Origin of the sequence: Oceanobacillus sp. CF4.6 (genome assembly GCF_051262635.1) — a bacterium.
Classification (GTDB): Bacteria; Bacillota; Bacilli; order Bacillales; family Amphibacillaceae; genus Oceanobacillus.
Genome location: NZ_JBIMEX010000007.1, coordinates 104047 through 124313, shown reverse-complemented (window position 1 = coordinate 124313; position 20267 = coordinate 104047). Strand labels below are relative to the sequence as shown.

Below are 20267 nucleotides of genomic sequence, written 5' to 3'. Positions count from 1 at the left end.
TGGAAAGGAGAGTTCATATGGCTATTGATCAAGTACACGATATGCAACAGGTTTTTCGCCAATTACTGCACAGTATGTCACGTCCAGGTACCATTTCATCCATTAAAGAAACGATGGAACGAGTGGACTACAATCTTACCTGTTATGATGCCACATTACTATGTACATTAACATTGCTTGATGCAGAAGTTACATTTCATATTCTTTCAAAAAATCATCACAATTTAATTGGGAAAATTTCAGAATATACGTTAGCAAGATATGCTCCAATAAATGAAGCTGACTTCGTTATTATTTTACAGGATGATACCAATGAGGAAATTATTAATGCGATGGAGCAATGTAAAACTGGAAACCTAATTAACCCACAACAATCCTCCACATGGATTATCGAAAGTTCCCGTTTATCAAATGACGGAGAACTTAAATTATCCGGTCCAGGGATTAAAAGCCATGCACAACTTGAGACTGATTTCTCAGCGGCTTTGTGGGGCGTGAGAAATAAGTGTACGAAGGAATATCCATTAGGGATAGATTTAATTTTTACCGATAACCGTGGACAAATTGTCTGTGTCCCCCGTACAACTACAGTAGAAATGACGGAGGTGGAATAATGGGTTACGTTGCTGTTAAAGGTGGAACAAAAGCAATTGACGCTTCTATTGAACGATTGAAGTACGAGCGTTTAAAGGGTCAGGAGCTGATGGAAGTCAATTCGATTCTGTCTAACATGAGGGGAATGGTTGATCAAGTGATGTCAGAGAGCAGTTTATATTCACCGTTCTTGGCAGCACTGGCAATTAAGCAAGCTGAGGGAAGTATGGAAGAGGCTGTATTTTTAATGCGTGCACACCGCTCCACATTACCGAGGCTCTATTATAGTCAAACCGTAGAATCGGAATCCATGTTAGTGGATCGCCGCATTTCTGCAAGTTTTAAAGATATTCCTGGTGGGCAACTGTTAGGCGCAACACGTGATTATACACATCGATTACTTGATTTTGATTTACTGGAGGAAAATGTGGTGGATTCCGAACAGTGGATACAGAATTATGAAAAACAATTGGAAAACATCGAAGCTGCCGATGACGTAACATACTTTCCTAAAGTGGTCGATTATTTGCGCGAAGAAGGGTTATTCGAAAAATATGAGCCGGATAATACACCACCGACCGATATTACAAAACAGAGTTTGCAGTTTCCGGCATCGCGCAGTACTAGATTACAAGTGATGACGCGTGGGCAAACGGGGACTGTTACTTCACTAGGATATGCTTCGCTTAGGGGATATGGGCAAGTACATCCAACTGTCGGGGAAGTGCGTGTCGGTTCTGTACCAGTTTACGTGGAGCACCCAAACGAACCGGAACAGGATGCTGATGATAGTTATTTTATTGGAGAGATTAAAGTGACCGAAGTGGAATCTTTCGTTCCGGTTACAGTGAAGAATGAAAACAATGAAGACGAACTGGAATTTGAGATTGGCTATGGCATTTGCTATGGACAAAATGAAACGAAGGCTATTGCCATGAGTATTTTGGATCAATGTCTGGAACATCAAGAATCGGATTTTCCAACACATGACGAGGAGTTTGTTTTATTACACATGGACTCTGTTGAATCAACTGGATTTATTTCACATTTGAAGTTACCTCATTATGTGACCTTCCAATCGAAATTGGACAGCATTCGTCAAGTAAAGAAGGAGGGGAAAAAAGATGGAAACTAAATCCCATTTTGCATTTTTTGATGAAGGTTCCAAAAAGGAAATACGTCGTGCAATCTTAAAAGCTGTTGCTATTCCGGGTTATCAAGTTCCATTCGCCTCTCGGGAAATGCCCATTGCCAGGGGGTGGGGAACAGGTGGATTACAACTTACACTTTCTATTATTGGAAAGAGTGATGTATTAAAGGTGATTGATCAAGGTGCAGACGAGTCGGTTAACGCAGTGAGCATTAAGAAGTTAGTCCATTCAACGACAGGTGTGGAGCTTGTAGATCGTACACAGGATGCATCAATTATTCAATCCAGACACCGTATCCCGGAAGTACCGTTAACAGAGAATCAAATTCTTGTTTTGCAAGTTCCGGAGCCAGAACCGCTTCGCAAGGTGGAAGCCAGGGAATATAGGACGAAAATCCTTCATTCAGAAGATGATTATAGTGGTGCGTGGCTAATGCTCTTTGAACAAATTATGAAGTACGGGAAAACAGCTACTGGAGCGGACCATCCTGCATATGTAAATAATCGTTATGTGATGGCACCAAGTCCAATTCCAAGATTTGATAATGAAAAAATGCATCAATCAGATGCGTTAATTTTACTGGGTGCTGGCAGGGAAAAGAAAATATATGCTGTACCACCTTATACAGATGTTAAGTCACTAGCTTTTGATGATTATCCATTTACAGTTGAGTCGTTTGCAGGGAAGCATTGTCAAATATGTGGTACGACAGATGTTTTTATGGATGAGTTAATCGATACGGATACAGGTGAAACGATATACCAATGTAATGATACAAGTTACTGCATGGAACGGTTAAATGAGAATGAGAAAGCCGGGGTGGAAAACAACTATGCATGAGGAACCAATATTACAAGTGAGAAATCTACATAAGCAATTTGGACCGGGATGCGGTCAATGCAGGAATAGGTTTGATAGGTATTTAGAGAAAAACTACTGTCCAAATTGTGGCACTGTCTATGCCTGCCAAGATCTTTCATTCGATTTATTTTCCGGAGAGATTCTTGGGATTGTTGGCGAAAGTGGCAGTGGAAAATCAACCATGATGCAATGCCTGTACTTTGACGAAGATGTAACATCTGGAGAAGCGTATATCCATGATGATGATGCTACGGTAGACCAGAATGTTTTTGAATTATCGTCTCAACAAAAACGTTTTATTCGAAATCATAATTATGGCATGGTATATCAAAATCCTGTCCAGGGGCTCAAGATGAATTTTTCCTCTGTTGGTAATATTGCCGAGAAGTTGATTGCGGCCGGAAGCCGTAATGTAGCTGACATGGAATCAACAAGTAAAATGTTGCTGGAAAGCGTGCATATCCCATTATTTCGTATGAAGGAAGCACCAAAGCATTTTTCTGGAGGGATGCAGCAGCGCGTTCAAATTGCAAAAGCATTATCGAATAACCCGCCAATACTTTTTCTGGATGAAGTGACTACAGGCCTGGATTTATCGATACAAGCGAATGTACTGGATTTAATTAAAAAGATTCAAAGAGAACTCGGAATTAGTATGATTGTTGTTTCCCATGATCTAGCCGTTATACGAATGCTTGCAGATCGTACTATCGTCATGTTAAACGGTCGGATTATTGAAGAAGGTTTAACAGACCAAATTTTAGAAGATCCACAACACGCCTACACGCAACAATTGGTTTATTCACTATTATAGGGGGATCACGCGGTGTATATCATTCATAATGGGAAAATTATAACGGAAGAAAAGATTCTTGAAGGAAGCGCAGTGGTAGTTGAGGGTGAAGTTATCCAGGCGATTATACCTGAGGAGACTATTTCCAGCTACCCGGGTGCTCAGAAGATTAATGCAAGGGGTGGGTATATTTCGCCAGGATTTATAGATATACACTCCGATTATATAGAAGGAATCGTGTCACCTAGACCGACAAGCATGATGGACGTTCATATAAGTTTAAGAGAAGCTGAAAAAATATTAATCAGTCATGGAATTACAACGATGTTCCACTCACTATCGTTTTACCGTGAAGATGTTTTTACACATAAACCCATGCGTTATCCTGAAAATGTTCAGCGATTGGTGGATGCGATTGATGAGACACATCATGAGCTGCATCTTATTCGTCATCGTTTACACGCTCGATTTGAGATTGACAACATAGATGAAATCGACCGTCTCGTTGATAATATCCAAAGCAACAAAGTGCATTTATTATCCTTTATGGATCACACGCCTGGCCAAGGACAGTATCGTGATCTTGAGGTATATCGTCAAACATTACAGGGGTATCGGGATTTGAATGATTCGGATGTTCAAACGATTATAGCAGAGCGCCAAAGCAGCACATTCATGACAATAGAAAAAATTAAAGAAGTAGCAGACATCGCCTTATCAAAAGGGATCTCCATCGCGTCACATGATGACGATGATATTAAGAAAATAGATTTGGTGAAATCCTTTGGGACAACGATTAGCGAGTTTCCAATTACATTAGAAGTTGCCAAGAAGGCGAAAGATATGGGATTACTTACGATTGCTGGAGCTCCTAATGTCCTTCTGGGAGGATCTCACTCAGGAAATTTGTCTGCAGCTGAAGCAATTGAACATGATTGTGTTGACATCCTTTGTAGTGATTATTATCCAGCAGCATTGTTACATGCAATATTTGAATTAACTGAAAAGCACGGGAATGATTTACATCGCATGTTTATGATGGTTACACTCAATCCAGCAAAGGCAGTGCGTATGGATGATGAGATAGGTTCCATTAAGCCAGGCAAAAAGGCGGACCTCCTTGTAATTGAAAGAATGGATGATGGGTATCCAATGCTCACAACAACTATGGTAAATGGGAATGTCATTACGACAACAAATTATCGCATTAAATAGATGGAGGTAAACCGAAATGATGCTGGAAGTAATTGATTTTGGCAAACGCTTTACAATTCACCACTTAGGTAAAACAATGCATGCCGTTGAACATATCGATTTTTCACTGGAAAAAGGAGAATTCATAGGTATTGTAGGGAAAAGTGGTAGCGGAAAATCGACCATATTGAAAAGCATATATCGAACGTATTTACCTGATACGGGTCGAATCTTCTATGATTCGGAACGCTTTGGGAAAATCGACTTGTCTGAAGTAACGGAGAGACAAATACTTTATTTACGTAAGTACGAAATTGGGTATGTATCACAGTTTCTGAATGTGATGCCAAGAACGACTTCTAGACAACTCGTTGAACAGGCATTGCTGGAAATGGGTGAATCCGAAGAGGTTGCAAGAATCGAAGCAGAGAAAGCATTAATGCACTTTGAACTTGACCCTGAATTATGGGATGCCTATCCGAATACATTTTCCGGTGGAGAAAAATTACGTTTGAATATTGCGATGGCAACGGTGAAAAAACCGAGGTTGTTATTGCTGGACGAACCAACAGCAAGTCTTGATCAGCAGTCAAAAGTGAAAGTACGTGAAATTATTGAGAAGTTAAAAGTGAACGGGACCACATTAGTTGGTATTTTCCATGATATTGAATTTATGGAAGGACTTTGTGACAAGGTTTATGATATGAAATCCAGACAGTTGGTTATGCAAGCGGGTGTTGCCTTTGAAAGCTGATTTACACGTTCATAGTAATTATTCGGATGGTTCAGATTCGGTTCAAGAGGTTATGCAGTTAGCATATGATAACGGTGTTACACATCTTAGCTTCGTCGATCATGATACGGTTGAAGGGTTACCGAAAAAGCTCTTGTTAGGAGAAAAATATGGAATAAAGGTTATTCCTGGAATAGAAATCTCCGCATACGATTTTAAAAGGAAGCGCAAGGTCCACGTCCTCGGATATAACTATGATCTGGACGCAGCGCATATTAAATCGGTTTGTCAACCATTACTTAAACGACGTCATATGCATTCACTTTGGCAAATCGAACAGATTAAAGTAGCTGGATATGAGCTGGATATAAAAAGTATTATAGAAACCGCAAACCTTAGTCAAACAGTATATAAGCAACATATTATGACTCATTTAACTAATTCACCTTATACATCAATAGAATACAAGCAACTTTATACGAAACTATTTAAAGGAGAAGGTATTGCTTCTGGTGATATTGAATACGTGGATGTTTTTGAAGCAGTACATGCCATTGTGAATGACGGTGGAATTGCTGTGGTGGCACATCCTGGCCAATTGGATTCCTATGACCTAATTCCAGAGCTTGTTGAAGCGGGTTTAGGAGGGATTGAACGAAATCATATGGATCATACAACGGAAGATCATCAGCGGGTCGAAGCTTTAGCACAGCATTATCATTTAGTAATGACTGGTGGAACAGATTATCATGGGTTGCTTGGAGCATCGATTGATATTGGGGAAATTATAAGTCCCTTCCACTTTTTATGTGAATAATGTAAATAATCTTAAATAACCGTTAAGACTCTGTAAATATACGTTTTTGGATAATACTTTATGTTTCAATAAGACTAGCTTGAGTGAATGAGGTGGATCGTTTTAACAGATTTCATCGTAGCTCATGTTAGGAATTAGACTTGATTTTAATACCAATTACGAGGGAAAAGGGGTAGGCGATTTTGAAAAAAAGATGGTTTTTATTTGCAATATTACTGGTATTTGTAATGGTGTTGGCAGCTTGTTCAAGTGGTAGTGCTGGAGCGGGAGAAGTAGAAGTTGACGATGTTATAGATGTTGTTTGGTACCCGAATGAATCTGGATCAGATATGAAATCGTCCCGCGATGCAATTGGAACGGTTATTGAAGAAGCTACAGGTAAGGAAGTAGAACATCATTTAACAACGGACTATGCAATTGCAATTGAAACGTTAATCAACAATAATGCTGACTTGGCATTCATGGGTGCACAGGGCTATATCGAAGCTAAAAACGGCAATGATGCAATCGTGCCATTAGCTGTACCATCTGGTGCATCGGGTACATTAGATGATGCAGTGTACCATAGCTGGTTAGGTGTAAACATAGACGAACAGGAAGATTATAAAGTGGATGGTGAATTTGCTCTTGATACGATTGCAGAAAAGCGTTTCTCATTTGTATCAAACAGTTCAACATCAGGATTTAAGGTTCCATCATCCAGTATTCTTGCACATTTCACAGAACAAGATGATTATGCTGAATTAGTGGAAGAAGATTTAATGGAAGGTGGAGCATTATTCTCTCAAGTGTTATTTGGTGGATCACACCAAGGTTCAGCGGTTAATTTATTAAATGGTAGTGCGGATGTTGCAGCATTTTGTGATGGGTGTGTCGAAAACTATGTAGAGGTTTCAGAAGGTGAAGAAAACACAGTCGGTGCTGTCTATAAAGTGAAAGACGATGCTGCAGAACCTTTTAATGCGGTAACAGGTAGTGAATTTACATTGATGAGTGTTACACCTGTATTAAATGCACCATTTGTGGCAAATATGGATGTTTTAGGACAAGAGGATTTTGATTCGTTAAAAGAAGTATTTACTTCAGACGAAGTTACAAATAATGAACAAATTTTTGTTCCGGAAGATTCTGGTAATCCAGGTTTATTCTTTAAATCAGATAAAGAAAAGTTTTTAGAAGTGGAGGATTCATGGTTTGATCCGATCCGTGAACTTTCAAATTAATAGATTCTCATTTTAATAACTGTAAAGTTCCAATGTAAGAGAGTATGCATGTACGGTTAGTGCATACTCTAATTTAATAATAAAAGGGAGCCAATTAACATGTCATTGTTACAAGTTGAAGGTCTCGGCAAATCTTATAACTCAGATACCAAGGTATTAAAAGATGTAAATTTTGAAGTGGAAGCTGGAGAGTTTGTATCCATCATAGGACCATCAGGGGCTGGAAAATCCACATTATTACGTTGTATTAATAGAATGGTTGAAATTAACGAAGGAAAGGTTCTTTTTGGTAATTTGGATGTAGGATCATTAAAGAAAAAAGAATTACGTAAATTACGTACTGACATCGGGATGATTTTTCAACATTACAATCTTGTACCACGTTTGACGGTTATTGAAAATGTGTTACATGGACGATTCGGATATAAAACGACAATGCAAGGAGTTTTAGGGAGATTTACAGAGGAAGAGAAGGAACATGCATTTTTCCTTCTTAGAAAACTGGGTATTGAAGATCATGCTTATAAACGTTGCGATCAGTTGAGTGGCGGGCAGCAACAACGTGTTGGAATATGCCGGGCTCTTATCCAGGATCCTAAACTAGTTCTTTGTGACGAGCCAATTGCTTCACTCGATCCTAATTCATCGAAAATCATCATGGATCATTTAAAATCTATTACTACTGAATTGGGAATTACCTGTTTGGTAAATCTGCATCAAGTTGAAGTAGCGCAGGATTATTCAGATCGAGTTATTGGTTTGAAAAAAGGTGAGATTGTCTTTGATGGACCAAGCAGGTTGCTTCATGGAGATCAAATCAACAACATTTATGGATCTGAAGTGAGAGAATTAATAACGGTATAAGGAGTAATCACAGTGAATGAAAAAAAGCTACGAAAAAGCAGAGGAATGACGACTGTCTTTCTAATTATTATTATTCTATTCATGTACTTTTCGGCAATGATAACAGACTTTAATTTCATTGAAGGACTTGCAACGATACCAACAGCATTCAGCTGGATATTTGCTAATTTATTTATTACGCAGGAGACATTGGAACGACTACCGACAATTCTTGAAAAACTGATCGAAACCATCTTCATGTCCATTGCAGCTACAACCCTGGCTGCAGTTGTTGCCCTTTTCTTAAGCTTAATGGGTTCAAAAACAACCAAAATAAGTAATGTATTAAGTGCAATTTCCCGATTTATAGCATCATTTTCGAGAAATATACCGGTTGTAGCATGGTCCTTGATTTTGCTCATATCTTTCGGACAAAATTCAGTCACAGGATTTTTAGCGTTATTTGTTGGAACGCTAGGATTTTTAACAAGGGCTTTTATCGAGTCAATTGATGAAGCGAGTCAAAGCGCTGTAGAAGCATTGAGAGCAACAGGCGCAACATATTTTCATATCGTAAATAAGGCGGTTGTTCCTCAAAGTTTACCACAAATGCTCAGTTGGATACTTTTTATGATTGAAACAAACATTAGAAGCGCAACATTAGTAGGTATTCTAACTGGTACTGGGATTGGATATACATTTGATCTATATTATAAGACCTTAAATTATAACGCTGTAGCACTTGTTACGTTTACGATTATTATCGCCGTAATCATCATCGACATGATATCAAACCGTATACGGAAGGTGATACTATAATGGAATTAACGAAGGCAAGCGAATCACTGTACATAAAAAGAACCAGAAATGGTCGGATTAATATTAAATCGGGAAATAAAATTGATCTTGTTACCAAGTGGACAATCCTTATTCTTTCAATATTAACGGTTATGGCATTTTTCGTTTTTGACTATACGGGACTGCAAGTGGGCCGTGCAATTACAGAAACAGCATATAACCTGAGAGTAATGTTTTTGGAACCGGCTTTAAGTCATTTTGGTTGGGGGGAAGCATTTTATCAAATTGGAATTACAATCGGCTTGGGATTTTTAGCAACAATTATTGGTGCGGTTATTGCATTGTTCTTATCATTTATGGCTGCAGAAAATCTATCCAAACCATGGTTATCAAAAACAATCCGAATGGTTGTTGCTTTAATCCGTGCTGTTCCTACCGTATTATGGGTCCTCATTTTTGCCATTGCATCAGGGCTGGGAAGTGAAGCAGCAATTCTAGGTATGCTATTTCACTCAGTCGCTTATTTAGTTAAAGCTTTTTCAGAGGCCTTTGAGGAAGTTGATCCTGGTATATTAGAAGCTTTACGTGCCACTGGCTCAAACTGGTGGCATACTGTAACCCATGGAGTGTTACCATCAACATTCACATATTTATTATCTTGGACGTTCTTACGCTTTGAAATTAACTTTGGTGTAGCCGTCGCAATGGGTGCAGCAGCTGGGGCTGGAGGAATCGGTTTTGAATTGTTCATGGCATCTGGGTTCTATTTCGATTTACGTGAAGTTGGATTTATTACCTATGCAATACTGATTATTGCGATTCTTTTAGAGATTATTTCCACACGACTGAAAAATCGGTACTTCCCAGCAGCAAGTAATTAGATAGAGTATAGGTTTTGAAGAAATAAGCTCATAAAACAGGTTGCGTAATGTCTGTTTAATGGGCTTTATCTTTAAAAGATTAATCTTACTAATCAATCAACAACCAAATCTTCTATTATATGCCTATATTCACTTTAATATATATTTATATTAGTAATATACTCACTCTATTTATGTTAATACTTAGCAATCTCAATTATTTAAAGGATTTTTAAAAGAGAAGAAGTGTAAAATTTAAGTAAATATTAAGAGAATAATAGACATATGTTTTTATCATGGTAAAATTTAAGTAAGCAAGCATACAAGAAGGTGAGAATTCAGTGAAACTTTGGATGAGAAAAATAGCAGTTGCCCTTGTTACAATTGTTACATTGGGTATTTATACGCCAACAGATCTTTTAAATATAGAAGCCGAAGATAATAAGGACAATGTTGCGTCAAAAGCAGATGTTAATGAAGCTGTTTCCGATTCAAAAGAAGCAGAGAAGATTGACTTTCATGTAGGCACGGAAGATAATGTAATTAACCAACTAACTGAAAAAGCCAAAGAGCAAACAATCGTAAAATTCGGACCTAAAATTGCTGGTCAGGTGGAAGAAGAATTTAATACAGTAATCTTGCCGAATATAGAAGCAGTAATTCAAACCATCGTAGCGGATCATGTAGTGAATGATTATTCTTATTTCGGAATTACGGAACAACCAGCCAAAGGTTATGGGGAAAGAATCTTTAACGTATATGACCATCATCTGGAACAAGACATTGCAACGTTTCATGTACGACGTGATAACCGGCCTCTAGAAGGACACTACTTTAACTTCCACTATCATTTAAGTAGTGACGGTTTCAAAGAACATCATGATATCGGTGAAATCTATTGGGATAAAAATACCCCACCAAAATGGATGGCATAAAGCAAAAAAATCTCTTACTTAGAAAAGAGATTTTTTTTCTTGTTCTAGCTATCCAATTTCTGTATTGGTGTTTCTCTTAACTTGTCTAGTATAAACTATTATAATTGACATGAAAAAGTGAATATGGTATTAAAAGTATAGGGGTTAGCACTCTGGTATTGAGAGTGCTAACATCAAAAAGTTGAAGGAGTGGAATAGTAATGGGCAAAAGAAAATTTAAAGCAGAATCCAAAAAACTATTGGATATGGTAATAAACTCCATTTATTCGCAACGTGAAGTATTTTTGAGAGAGCTTATTTCCAATGCGAGTGATGCAATTGATAAGATTTATTACAAAGCGTTAACTGATGATGCGCTAACGTTCAATAAAGAGAGCTACTACATAAAGATTGATGCAAACAAAGATAATCGAACGTTAAAGATTACAGATACCGGTATTGGAATGACAAAGGAAGATATGGAAAGTAACCTTGGTGTCATTGCTAAGAGTGGTTCTCATACGTTTAAATCGGAAAATGAGATAAAAGATGGCCATGATATTATTGGACAGTTTGGTGTAGGCTTCTACGCTGCATTTATGGTAGCTGATAAAGTAACCGTAATCAGTAAATCGATTGATAGTGATGAGGCATTTAAATGGGTATCCAAAGGCTCTGATGGATATTCGATTACTTCTGCAGAAAAGGATGAAGTAGGTACAGAGATTATTTTGGAAATTAAACAGAATGAAGAAGATGAGAACTACGACGAGTTCCTGGATCAATATCAACTGAAACAAATTATTAAAAAATACTCCGACTTCATCCGCTATCCAATTAAAATGGACATTACGGAAAGTAAGCTTAAAGAAGGCAGTGAAGATGAATACGAGGATATCATCGAAGAACAAACACTTAACACAATGGTTCCAATTTGGAAAAAGAATAAAAGTGAACTGACAGACGAGGACTATGAAAACTTCTATAATGAAAAACATTATGGCTTTGATAAACCGTTAAAACATATTCATATTAATGTTGATGGTACAGTACGTTATAACGCTATTCTCTATATTCCAGAAAACGCACCCCATAACTATTACACTAGAGAATTTGAAAAAGGGCTTGAGCTTTATTCCAATGGTGTATTAATCATGGAGAAAAGTGCTGATTTGCTTCCGGACTATTTTAGTTTTGTTAAAGGTATGGTAGATTCCGAGGACCTTTCTCTAAATATTTCAAGAGAAATGCTGCAACATGATCGACAATTGAAGTTGATTGCCAAGAATATCAATAAGAAAATTAAAACACAGTTGCTCAGTATTTTGCGTGATGAAAGAGAAAAATATGAGAAGTTTTATACATCTTTCGGTCAACAGCTGAAATTCGGTGTTTACAGTGATTATGGACAAAATAAAGAATTACTGCAGGACTTATTAATGTTCTATTCTTCAAAAGAGAAGAAGCTCGTTACGCTGGAAGAGTACGTATCAAGAATGCCCGAAGATCAAAAATATATTTACTATGCATCGGGTGAGTCCAATGAGCGGATTGAAAAACTCCCACAAACCGAAATGGTTGCAGACAAGGGTTATGAAATTCTCTACTTCACCGATGAGATTGATGAATTTGCTATAAAGATGCTGATGAACTATAAAGAAAAAGAATTCAAATCGGTATCAAGCGGAGACCTAGGGATCGAGGATGATCAACAGGATTCTACAGAAGAAGAGACAAATGAAAACAAAGATCTCTTTGAAGCAATGAAGGGAATCCTGTCCGATAAAGTTAAAGATGTACGAGCATCCAAGCGATTAAAGTCTCATCCAGTTGTATTGACGGCAGACGGAGAAATATCCCTTGAAATGGAGAAAATTATTAATGCGATGCCTGATGATCAAATGATTCAGGCTGATAAGGTACTGGAAATTAACGTTAATCATGAAGTATTCCAGACATTAAAGAACGCTCAGGAGCAGGATGAAGATAAACTGAAATTGTATACAAATTTACTGTACAACCAGTCGCTTCTTATCGAAGGACTGCCAATTAATGATCCGGTAGAGTTCACAAATGATATTTGCAAGGTAATGGTTTAAACATTTCTTTGGCCCCCGTCTAATAGGCAGGGGCTTTTTTGGCAGTAAAGAAAGTATATCCATATTTCTTTCTGCATAAGTGCAACTAAGGCATCGCCCAAAGGATTGGCGAATGCCAAGTTTTCTAAAATGGATGATTAAAGTTTAAAAAAATAGGGAATAAATGTATAAGGAGATAATTTTAATGAATGGGCAACTTAATTCATAAAATGGTCAAATTTAACGATAAAAGTGACACAATGTCATATAATATATTGACATATGCCACTGTGCCATTTATGATAGGTAATAGAGAAGGTGACAACGTGTCACATTTTGATGTGTTGAGATTAGTGTGCAAGGATATATTCACAAAATTTTTTGATGAGCTAGAATCAGTTAAAGTATGAAGGAAAGAACAAATATGAAAATAAATTCTGAAAATGGGGTATGATAAATGTCAGTAACAATTTATGGATCTGCCTGTTCGTCCACAAGAAAAGCAAAACAGTGGTTTTCAAGAAATGACATTAATTATGTCGAAAGAAATGTTATGAAAGATGAATTGACTGTTCAAGAACTTCAAAGTATTTTACGTATGACCGTAGAGGGGACAGATGAAATTATCTCTACAAGATCAAAAGTATATAAAGATTTAAATCTGGATATTGAATCATTGCCTTTACAGGAACTTCTTGAATTAATTAAGGAACATCCAAGATTACTTAGAAGTCCAATTATTGTCGATGCCAAAAGACTTCAGGTCGGCTATCATGAAGAGGACATACGACAGTTCCTTCCTAGAAAAACCCGCGAGTATCAATGGTTGCAATGGAGAACCAATCACCTGAGTTTGGCGGATGGCTAAGATTGCTGGAGACAAAAGGAAACACGCTGTCATGTAATGGAGGGTTATTATGAATCTGATAGCCGAACAGTCCTACATAAAGATTGTACGGGAAGTAAGCAGCATTGATCAGATAGATATCGAACAAAAACGGAAGATGTATTTATATAAAGAAAAGATTGTTACCCAACATAGAGAGTTTTCTATAGAAGATATAATGGATATTTCTTATCGCTTTATAGGTGAGGATGGTGGGTTACTATACTTACATACTAAATATGGGGTGTATTCTTATATCGTAAAGTCTTCCCCTGCGGCGTTTGTTGAGGCATTTAAAGAATATCGTGAAACAATTCGTCAAGACGAAGGAAATTTTAAGTAAAATACTAAAATACTTACAGCTGCTTCATTAAGGGTAGCTGTTTTTGTTATGCTCACCGTTCCTTAGTCCCATGTTTTAAGATAATGCATAAGATAATGCAGTAATGGATAAGGAGTGCAAATCAATGGGATTATACATTAATGATACGAACAATAAAAATATGTATAAAAATGATGGAAGTATACAAGCGCCTAATCAAGGTGTGTTTATAAAAAACCATGTCGCAGAGATGATTCAGGAACAGCAACGAATAAACAAGTCACTACTGCGTTCGTTTCATGAGATATCAAACAGGAAAGAACAACAAGAATATAAGAATTCCTTGAGGTGGGAAGAGTTGGGTATTCAATTGAAACAATTAGAAAAGTTGAATGCCCAACACGCAGAAATGGAAAACGAGATGATGCAGCAATTAAAAAAAATCGATGCAGACCACCGAAAACTTCAGCTGCTTATTGAAGAAGATCGATTATCCGAACAACAAGTAAGGGAACAGCTGACACAGCTGAACTCCTCACAAGAGATAATCAGTCAAATGTTAGAAGGAGTATCACAAGCAAACGAACAGCTTGTTCTAAAGATGGATCAACAGACAAGTGTGCAGGAAAGAATGTCACAGCACATTAGCGCACAAGATAATTCCAATGAAGAGGTTACCAAACGGTTGGAAAATCAGGATGCAATGATGGAAAAAATAACCAGACAAGTGGACTATTTCCGAAGTCTGTTATTTGAACGTACAAATTATTTATCGGAAAAAATGGAACAGACCTCATCGTATATCCTCAGCATGATATCAGGATCGGATCGGCTGCAAAAGAATTATCTACTATCCCAGAAACAAAGGGAAAAGGAAAAAAGTAATAAATAAAGAAAACGATGCAGTTTTTATAACTGTATCGTTTTCTTTATGGAATCTTTTTTTGTGAAGTATTGTAAAATCTCCTATATCATAAAATCTGTGAATTCCCTTTTCTAAAATGGTAAAATGATTGTATGGATCATTATATATATTTAAGGAGGCCAACTTCATGAATCATGGAAGTTATCGCGACACATGGGTGGAAGTATCCATGGATGCCATTGAAAGCAATGTAAAAACGTTTAAAAAACACATCCAGAGAAACAGTAAATTAATGGCAGTAGTAAAAGCGGATGGCTATGGTCATGGAGCAGTAGAAGTAGCAAATGCAGCCATTCATGCCGGCGCAAATTATTTGGGTGTTGCCTTTTTGGATGAGGCCTTGAAACTTCGTGAAGCGGGGATTCGTACTCCTATCCTCATTTTAGGATATTCGTCACCTGCTGCCGCCCGAGAAGCAGTCAAGAATGATATCTCAATCACCGTTTACTCGGATGAGTCGATAACAGAAATTATAAATGCAACAAAAGCATACAATAAAAAGGCGAAAATACATCTTAAAATAGATAGCGGAATGAATCGTTTAGGAATACGTGATAAAGAAGAAGCTCTACGAATATCACAATCCATGGTGGCCTTTCCCAACATCGAACTAGAAGGGATATTCACCCATTTTGCGGATGCAGATCATCCGGAATCGACGTATACATATAAACAATTTCATCATTTCACTGCTGTCATTGACTATTTGGAAGCACATAAGATAGATATACCCATTAAGCATTGCTGTAACAGTGCAGGAACCATTGCTTACCCAGATTTACATATGGACATGGTTCGTGTTGGAATAAGCTTATATGGACTCTATCCCAGTAAACATCTACAAGGAAAAATACAATTGAAACAGGCAATGAGTTTTAAAACAAAACCAGTCATGATAAAAAGTCTCGAAGAAGATGAACCGATTAGCTATGGACGCACCTACACACCTAAGCATAAATCAACGATTGCTACCTTGCCCGTGGGCTATGCAGATGGATTTTCAAGACTCCTATCTAATAAAGGGAACGTTACTGTAAAAGGCACGCATGTCCCAATTGTAGGCAGAATCTGTATGGATCAGACAATGGTAGATGTGACAGCTGTCAATACCTTGAATACGAATGATGTAGTTACATTATTTGGCGACCCCGAAGATGGCTTTATTTCGCTAGGACAAGTGGCCGAACAAATGGATACGATACACTATGAGGTAGCGTGCTTAATTGGGAAAAGGGTGCCACGTGTTTATCTTTAGGATGGAGAATGCTCTCTGTGGGGAGCATTCTCCATCCAAAAAAGTTTTATTTACCTATTTTTACCTCGTCCAATCCAGTTAATTCAACGGATTGCTCGTGATTCATATTATCAAGTGGAAATACGGTGGCTGTATTATTTTGTTTGTCCAATGATTGAATATATACTGGAATACCATGGTAGTTTACATTGACCATCGCAATCGATTCCAAAATTTCCTGTGCACGTTGTTCATCCATGGGAATCCTCCTTTGTATGGCTGCATGTTATTTTTTGCCTTGTCACAGAAGAATATACAAAGCAACATTAATTGGAGGATGATTACAAATAGAAAAAATGAATGCCTATAAAAATAGATTGGAAAAGAAATCGATGAGACCATTTACTGAATTAGTTATTCGTATTATGAAGCAAATCCCAAAAGGACAAGTCATGACTTATGGTCAGATTGCAAAGGTAGCGGGGAGCCCTCGAGCGTCTAGACAGGTGGTGCGGATTCTCCATTCCATGAGCAATAAGCATAAGTTGCCATGGCATCGGGTGATTAATGCGAAAGGACAGATTGCCATAAAGGATAAAGAAGTTTGGATGGAACAAAAATTACTTCTTGAGAATGAAGGAATCAAAGTAAGTGATACTGGTTATATTGACTTAAAAGCATATCAAATCGATGAAATATTCTATAATGAAGAAGTATAAACCGCTATTTAAAGCATTTGTTTATTTATTTTTAATACGTTTCGCTATAATAAAGACAAATAATAAAAAGGGTTAGGTGATTTTAAATGGAGTTTAAAATGCATGAAAATGGTTTTGAGTCAGAGTTTGATTTTGGGAAATTAACGATTTCCAGTAACGATGAATTTGGCTTCAGACCATTTGCGTTACTCGTATCTTCCATTGCGGGCTGTAGTGGAGGCGTTTTAAAAAAGGTCCTTACAAAAATGCGCATTGACTATGATGATATTACTATAGCTGCCGATGTTAAAAGAAATCCTGATGAGGCTAATCGTGTGGAAGAAGTTACATTGCATTTCATTATATTTGGCAATGATATTTCTGAAACTAAAGTAGCAAAAGCACTGGAAACGTCGTCAAAAAATTGTTCCATGGTGCAATCAGTTAAAGGAAGTATAAACGTTATAGAAACATTTGAAATCAAAAAATCCAAAGCCTAGGCTTTGGATTTTTTAGTTGTTTATGAACAACTAAAAATTATTTACAGTATAATAGTATGAAACAATATTTTTTTCAGGCAACATATTATCTTTCAATAAATCTACTCGGTATAATAAGGTTTATAAACCAAAGAGAACAAAAATTAAAATTATATAGATATATCTAGAAAAAAGGGAGGGTTATAAAATGAAAATAATCGGCATTTCCGGCTCCATTGTTGGTTCGAAAACCCGAATAGCTGTGGAACGGGTTTTAAATAGAATGAAAAAGCAGCATACAGATGTTGAAGTGGAACTAATTGATATGAAAGAATACCAGCTTGTATTCAGTGATGGCAGGGATTATCGCGATTATACAGGTGATACGAAAACGGTATTGGAAAAAATCATGGCAGCCGATGGTTATATCATCGGCACACCTACATTTCAGGCCTCCATACCGGGAACGTTGAAAAACCTATTTGATTTGCTCCCTATGGATGCTTTCCGTGATAAAGTTATCGGTATCGTTTCAACTGCTGGATCAGCGAAGCATTATTTAGTTGTAGAACAGCAATTAAAACCGATATTAACCTATATGCTGGCATCGGTTGTTTCAAAATATGTATTTATAGAGGAAAAGAATTATTATCAAAAAGAAATCATTGATGACGAAATAATCTTCAGACTCGACAGACTCGCAGATGATACCATCTATTCTATTCAAGCAACAGAACAAATAAAAAAAGCAAATGAATCGGTATATCCCTTTTAATTAAAGGCTATTTTTGTAATATCCATTGCTTTTTAATCATCGCAGTGTGAGATAAACTACGAACTAGTATAGGGAACTTCGGCGACCGCTCTGGGAAATACACTGCGCTTTTCGCGGGCGGCTGGTGAGCCTCTTCATGCTGACGCATTTCAGAGTCTCACCTATGCCTTTCCTCCCGCAGAAGTCTCCGTGTATTTCCCAGAGCTGGTTAGAAGGTTGCTAATAATTACTATACTAGCGTAGCCAAAATAGCATTATAAAACTTCACCAGTCCGGGTGAGCGGCGGGCGGTGACTCCTGCGGGAATAGCACGTGTCCGAAGACCAGAAGAGTGGTTTTCTCTTCGGGGCTGAGGCCGTGCCCGCGGAAAGCATCCGCCCGCAGCGATTCCGGACGGCAGGAAAAGCAGTTACGTCGTAGTTTATAGAATTGTGGCAATAAAGACAATTCTTTTCGTTGGACGAGTAATTGTAGTCCAATCTCTTAGAAACCAGCCGAATGAAAAAAGAGGATCTCCTACCTTCTAAAAAGCAGAAGCCCCGTTTTTTCATTTTTCAGGAACATTAAACTTGTTAGTTACTATTTATAACTATATAATAAAAAGGAATTAATTATATTGCAATAATCCAAAAAGGGTGTTATAGTATTATTAATTAAGGTATGTTTAATTAAAAATAAAGTTAAATGATTGGGAGGAAATATAATATGTTAAAAATTGGTATTGTTTTAGGTAGTGTTCGTCAAGGACGTAATGGGGAAGCGGTAGCTAAATGGACGTATGATTTTGCTACAAAACGTAATGATGATGTGGAATATGAAATCGTGGACTTGGTTGATTACAAATTGCCATTCCTTGGTGCTGCAATTTCTGAAGACAAGCAAGCAGAAGCAGAAACAGCAATTAAAGCATGGTCTGATAAGATAGCATCATTCGATGGTTATATCTTTATAGCTCCAGAATACAATCATGCAGTAGGTGGAGCATTCAAAAATGCACTTGACTTCTTGAACCCAGAATTAAATAATAAAGCAGCTGGATTCGTTGGATATGGCAGCTTAGGTGGAACTCGTGCACATGAAAACCTTCGCCTAATCTTAGGAGAACTACAAGTTGCAGACGTACGTACTGCAGTAACATTCTCGTTAATGACTGACTTCGAAAACATGAGTGAATTCAAACCTGCTGACTACCATGCAGATAATGCTAACCAAATGCTTGATCAAGTAATCGCGTGGAGCGGTGCTTTAAAAACAGTTCGATAAGATTTTCCTGCAGACCAGGAAAATAAAAATAACCCTATAATTAATGGGGGTATGGAAGGGCAGTTTTCCCTGCGTAACGATTGCGCTTAAGCACTCTAAAGTGTGGGGTGACTGTCCTTAAATCATTAAACAAGAAGAAGAATAGGTGGTGCTCAAATGGGTTTCTTAGATAAATTATTTGGTAAATCAACGAAAAAAGCCGACGAACCAGTAGTAAAAAAAGATAAATTAAAAATAGCTATCGTTCAAGGTAGTGTTCGTCAAGGTCGTAACGGGGAAGCTGTTGCAAATTGGGTATATGATTTCGCAACAAAACGTAATGATGATGTGGACTATGAAGTGGTTGATCTTGCAAAATTCGACCTGCCAATGCTAGGTGAAGAATTAACGGAAGCGAACCAAGTTGGTTCCGAAACTGCAATTAAAGCATGGTCTGAAAAAATCGCTTCCTTCGATGGCTATATTTTTGTAGCTCCGGAATACAACCATGCAATAGGTGGAGCATTGAAAAATGCGCTTGACTTCCTAAATCCGGAAGTTAATAATAAAGCCGCAGCATTTGTCGGTTACGGTAGCTTAGGTGGAACTCGTGCACATGAAAACCTCCGTCTAATTCTAGGAGAACTTCAAGTTGCAGATATACGTACTGCAGTAACATTTTCTCTAATTTCAGACTTTGAAAACATGAGCGAATTCAAACCTGCTGACTACCATGCAGATAATGCCAATGTAATGTTGGATCAGCTTATTTCCTGGACGGGTGCATTTAAATTATTAAGATAAATAAAGAAAAGGAAGGATGTCCCGTCGACATCCTTTTTTTGAT

General features: G+C 37.5%; 23 protein-coding genes. 22 read left to right on the top strand and 1 reads right to left on the bottom strand.

Annotation, left to right across the window (positions count from 1 at the left end; genetic code table 11):
* The first annotated feature begins 17 nt into the window (after window positions 1-17).
* The 17 genes from phnH (at window position 18) to alr (ending at window position 16247) form a co-directional block, all read left to right on the top strand.
* Window positions 18-614, top strand: coding sequence for a phosphonate C-P lyase system protein PhnH (gene phnH / locus ACHABU_RS12410; protein ID WP_435765217.1), 597 nt, complete (start codon window positions 18-20; stop codon window positions 612-614).
* Complete coding sequence (locus ACHABU_RS12405; RefSeq protein WP_435765216.1) at window positions 614-1729, top strand: carbon-phosphorus lyase complex subunit PhnI; 1116 nt, start codon at window positions 614-616, stop codon at window positions 1727-1729. Before phnH ends, ACHABU_RS12405 begins: the two co-directional genes overlap by 1 nt.
* Window positions 1719-2585, top strand: a complete 867-nt coding sequence (locus ACHABU_RS12400) for an alpha-D-ribose 1-methylphosphonate 5-phosphate C-P-lyase PhnJ (RefSeq protein ID WP_435765215.1) — start codon at window positions 1719-1721, stop codon at window positions 2583-2585. Before ACHABU_RS12405 ends, ACHABU_RS12400 begins: the two co-directional genes overlap by 11 nt.
* Complete coding sequence (locus tag ACHABU_RS12395) at window positions 2578-3420, top strand: ATP-binding cassette domain-containing protein (RefSeq protein WP_435765214.1); 843 nt, start codon at window positions 2578-2580, stop codon at window positions 3418-3420. The genes ACHABU_RS12400 and ACHABU_RS12395 overlap by 8 nt, the downstream gene beginning before the upstream one ends.
* A 12-nt stretch (window positions 3421-3432) precedes the next feature.
* Window positions 3433-4614: a phosphonate metabolism protein PhnM gene (gene phnM, locus ACHABU_RS12390; RefSeq protein ID WP_435765213.1), complete on the top strand. Its 1182-nt coding sequence runs from the start codon at window positions 3433-3435 to the stop codon at window positions 4612-4614.
* Window positions 4615-4630: 16 nt separating this feature from the next.
* Window positions 4631-5347, top strand: coding sequence for a phosphonate C-P lyase system protein PhnL (locus tag ACHABU_RS12385; protein WP_435765212.1), 717 nt, complete (start codon window positions 4631-4633; stop codon window positions 5345-5347).
* Window positions 5337-6143, top strand: coding sequence for a PHP domain-containing protein (locus ACHABU_RS12380; RefSeq protein ID WP_435765211.1), 807 nt, complete (start codon window positions 5337-5339; stop codon window positions 6141-6143). Before ACHABU_RS12385 ends, ACHABU_RS12380 begins: the two co-directional genes overlap by 11 nt.
* 182 nt (window positions 6144-6325) lie before the next feature.
* Window positions 6326-7366 (top strand): PhnD/SsuA/transferrin family substrate-binding protein, encoded by a 1041-nt coding sequence (locus ACHABU_RS12375; protein ID WP_435765210.1) that lies wholly within the window; start codon window positions 6326-6328, stop codon window positions 7364-7366.
* A 99-nt stretch (window positions 7367-7465) separates the two neighbouring features.
* A complete protein-coding gene (gene phnC, locus ACHABU_RS12370) occupies window positions 7466-8230 on the top strand; it encodes a phosphonate ABC transporter ATP-binding protein (RefSeq protein ID WP_435765209.1) in 765 nt (254 codons plus the stop codon).
* Between the two features lie 12 nt (window positions 8231-8242).
* Entirely contained in the window at window positions 8243-9028 is a 786-nt protein-coding gene (gene phnE / locus ACHABU_RS12365) for a phosphonate ABC transporter, permease protein PhnE (RefSeq protein WP_435765208.1), read from the top strand.
* Window positions 9028-9888, top strand: coding sequence for an ABC transporter permease subunit (locus ACHABU_RS12360; RefSeq protein WP_435765206.1), 861 nt, complete (start codon window positions 9028-9030; stop codon window positions 9886-9888). The genes phnE and ACHABU_RS12360 overlap by 1 nt, the downstream gene beginning before the upstream one ends.
* A 320-nt stretch (window positions 9889-10208) precedes the next feature.
* Window positions 10209-10802 (top strand): YpjP family protein, encoded by a 594-nt coding sequence (locus ACHABU_RS12355; protein ID WP_435765204.1) that lies wholly within the window; start codon window positions 10209-10211, stop codon window positions 10800-10802.
* Window positions 10803-11002: 200 nt separating this feature from the next.
* Complete coding sequence (gene htpG, locus ACHABU_RS12350; protein ID WP_435765202.1) at window positions 11003-12880, top strand: molecular chaperone HtpG; 1878 nt, start codon at window positions 11003-11005, stop codon at window positions 12878-12880.
* A gap of 436 nt (window positions 12881-13316) precedes the next feature.
* Window positions 13317-13727, top strand: a complete 411-nt coding sequence (gene spx, locus ACHABU_RS12345; RefSeq protein ID WP_435765200.1) for a transcriptional regulator Spx — start codon at window positions 13317-13319, stop codon at window positions 13725-13727.
* 49 nt (window positions 13728-13776) lie between these two features.
* Window positions 13777-14088 carry a hypothetical protein gene (locus ACHABU_RS12340; protein ID WP_435765198.1) on the top strand — a complete coding sequence of 104 codons (312 nt, stop codon included), beginning with the start codon at window positions 13777-13779 and terminating at the stop codon, window positions 14086-14088.
* Between the two features lie 124 nt (window positions 14089-14212).
* On the top strand, window positions 14213-14959 hold the full coding sequence (locus tag ACHABU_RS12335) for a hypothetical protein (protein ID WP_435765197.1): 747 nt from the start codon (window positions 14213-14215) through the stop codon (window positions 14957-14959).
* A gap of 160 nt (window positions 14960-15119) precedes the next feature.
* On the top strand, window positions 15120-16247 hold the full coding sequence (gene alr / locus ACHABU_RS12330) for an alanine racemase (RefSeq protein ID WP_435765195.1): 1128 nt from the start codon (window positions 15120-15122) through the stop codon (window positions 16245-16247).
* Between the two features lie 46 nt (window positions 16248-16293).
* On the opposite strand, the gene ACHABU_RS12325 is transcribed toward alr, so the two are convergent.
* Window positions 16294-16485 carry an H-type small acid-soluble spore protein gene (locus ACHABU_RS12325; RefSeq protein ID WP_435765194.1) on the bottom strand — a complete coding sequence of 64 codons (192 nt, stop codon included), beginning with the start codon at window positions 16483-16485 and terminating at the stop codon, window positions 16294-16296.
* A 133-nt stretch (window positions 16486-16618) separates the two neighbouring features.
* On the opposite strand from ACHABU_RS12325, the gene ACHABU_RS12320 reads away from it, so the two are divergent.
* The 5 genes from ACHABU_RS12320 to ACHABU_RS12300 all read left to right on the top strand — a co-directional run bounded on the left by ACHABU_RS12320 (window position 16619) and on the right by ACHABU_RS12300 (window position 20224).
* Window positions 16619-16945 carry an MGMT family protein gene (locus ACHABU_RS12320; RefSeq protein WP_435765192.1) on the top strand — a complete coding sequence of 109 codons (327 nt, stop codon included), beginning with the start codon at window positions 16619-16621 and terminating at the stop codon, window positions 16943-16945.
* Between the two features lie 86 nt (window positions 16946-17031).
* A complete protein-coding gene (locus ACHABU_RS12315) occupies window positions 17032-17424 on the top strand; it encodes an OsmC family protein (protein ID WP_435765191.1) in 393 nt (130 codons plus the stop codon).
* A 187-nt stretch (window positions 17425-17611) separates the two neighbouring features.
* On the top strand, window positions 17612-18178 hold the full coding sequence (locus tag ACHABU_RS12310) for an NADPH-dependent FMN reductase (RefSeq protein WP_435765190.1): 567 nt from the start codon (window positions 17612-17614) through the stop codon (window positions 18176-18178).
* 705 nt (window positions 18179-18883) lie between these two features.
* The gene (locus ACHABU_RS12305; protein ID WP_435765188.1) at window positions 18884-19441 is read left to right on the top strand and encodes an NADPH-dependent FMN reductase; all 558 of its coding nucleotides are present in this window, start codon (window positions 18884-18886) and stop codon (window positions 19439-19441) included.
* 156 nt (window positions 19442-19597) lie between these two features.
* Entirely contained in the window at window positions 19598-20224 is a 627-nt protein-coding gene (locus ACHABU_RS12300; protein ID WP_435765187.1) for an NADPH-dependent FMN reductase, read from the top strand.
* The last annotated feature ends 43 nt before the right edge of the window (window positions 20225-20267 follow it).